Origin of the sequence: Plesiomonas sp. (assembly GCF_051650925.1) — a bacterium.
In the GTDB taxonomy this organism is placed as follows: domain Bacteria; phylum Pseudomonadota; class Gammaproteobacteria; order Enterobacterales; family CAMTGL01; genus Plesiomonas.
In genome coordinates this window covers 1-1,615 of record NZ_JBOFRH010000232.1, presented here as the reverse complement: position 1 = coordinate 1,615, position 1,615 = coordinate 1, and the positions used below count along the sequence as shown (strand labels likewise).

Annotated in this window: 2 protein-coding genes; one reads left to right on the top strand and one right to left on the bottom strand. The window is 48.9% G+C overall.

Annotated features, from left to right (window positions below):
• The coding region (locus ACRC27_RS05500; RefSeq protein WP_438639380.1) for a phospholipase D-like domain-containing protein at nt 1-784 on the bottom strand (784 nt) is incomplete at its 3' end.
• 155 nt (nt 785-939) lie between these two features.
• Between ACRC27_RS05500 and ACRC27_RS05495 the strand changes: the two genes are divergently transcribed.
• Nucleotides 940-1,615 (top strand): TIGR01621 family pseudouridine synthase (locus tag ACRC27_RS05495; protein WP_438639379.1); only part of this gene is annotated, 676 nt, incomplete at its 3' end.

Genomic DNA, 1,615 nt, shown 5'->3' with positions numbered 1-1,615 from the left:
CGACCCACTGACCCACGCCGGCATCTTGTTTGAAATAACGCGGGTCGACCATGTTCATGCTGCCGGTATAGGCGATGTCATTATCGATAATGACAATTTTGCGATGTTGGCGCAGATCCATACGGCGTAAGAAAACCCGCAGCGGGTTTACGTGCAAGGCTTCCACTAAGTCGATTTGCGCATGGCGGAACAACTCAGGGTAACGGCTACGGAAGAAACGTAAACTGCCGACCGAGTCCAGCATCACCCGACATTTGACACCACGTTTTGCCGCTTCAATCAGCGCATTGACCACATGCTCAACTAAACCGCCGTTATTCCAGATGTAAAACACCATGGAGATATGATGTTGGGCGAGATTAATGTCGCGCACAATGGCACTGAGGATGTCATCTGTGGTGGTGAACAGATGTAATTGGTTGCCATTGATGCACGGCGTTTTCAGCCGTCGTCGGCATAAATTAAAGAGTGGCGCTGCCGTATGGCTGGATTTCATATTCACCAGATGATCGCACTGGCTTAAAGAGTTGAACCAGTCAGAGAACGGTTTCCACATGGCTTGTGAACGCGCAGCGCGGCGCGATCCCAGATACAGCTCGCCAAAAAGCAAGTAGGCAATGATGCCGACCAAGGGAACAATATAGATAACCAGCAGCCAAGCCATAGAAACAGCGACAGTTCGGCGCTTCATCAGCACGCGCACCGTTACGGCGGCTACAATCAGCCAATAGCTAAAAATAAGGATCCAATCCACGATATGAGCTATGTCAGAAATATACGTCATCCTGGCCATCTTTATTATCTTTCACTGTTGTAGTTTAAGGACTTTCAGTCATCAGTGGAATTCAGCACTGACAGTAAACTATGTGAAATTGTTAATTCTTCATGTTGATCCGCAAACGACGGAGGTATACTTTCGGCCCCAATTGTGAGGTATTCATGTTTCCTATCGTTTTTCAGCATCCGGATTTTGTGGTTATTAATAAGCCTGCCGGGATCAGTGTGCACCGTGATGACAACCTGCACGGTTTAACCGCTCAAGTGGCTGAGCAACTGGGTGTTTCCCAAGTTTGGTTGGTGCATCGTTTGGATAAAATGACATCAGGTCTTCTTATCTTAGCACTGAATGCCAAGGCAGCGGCTGAATTATCCGGTCTTTTTGCACAACGCAATGTTGAAAAATTTTACATCGCGCTTTCAGATAAGCAACCGCGTCGTAAGCAGGGAAAAATCTGTGGCGATATGGCGCGCTCGCGCCGTGGAACATGGAAATTACTGGCCTCGCAACAAAATCCTGCGGTTACCCAATATTTCAGTGCAGGTACTGGCGCAGGCTTGCGTTTATTTCTTCTGCGCCCAGCGACCGGCAAAACGCATCAGATTCGGGTAGCTCTAAAGAGTGAAGGTGCGGCGATTTTAGGAGACCCTTTATACGGTAGCGCGGAATATGGGCAAGGGGAGATAGCCGATCGCGGTTACTTGCATGCTTGGCAATTGCGTTTTACCTATCAGGGGATGGAATATCAGGTCAGTGCATTGCCCGAAGCGGGACAATGTTTTGCACTGAGCGGTGTATTACAACAGCTGGCACAATGGGCAGAGCCATGGACGCTTC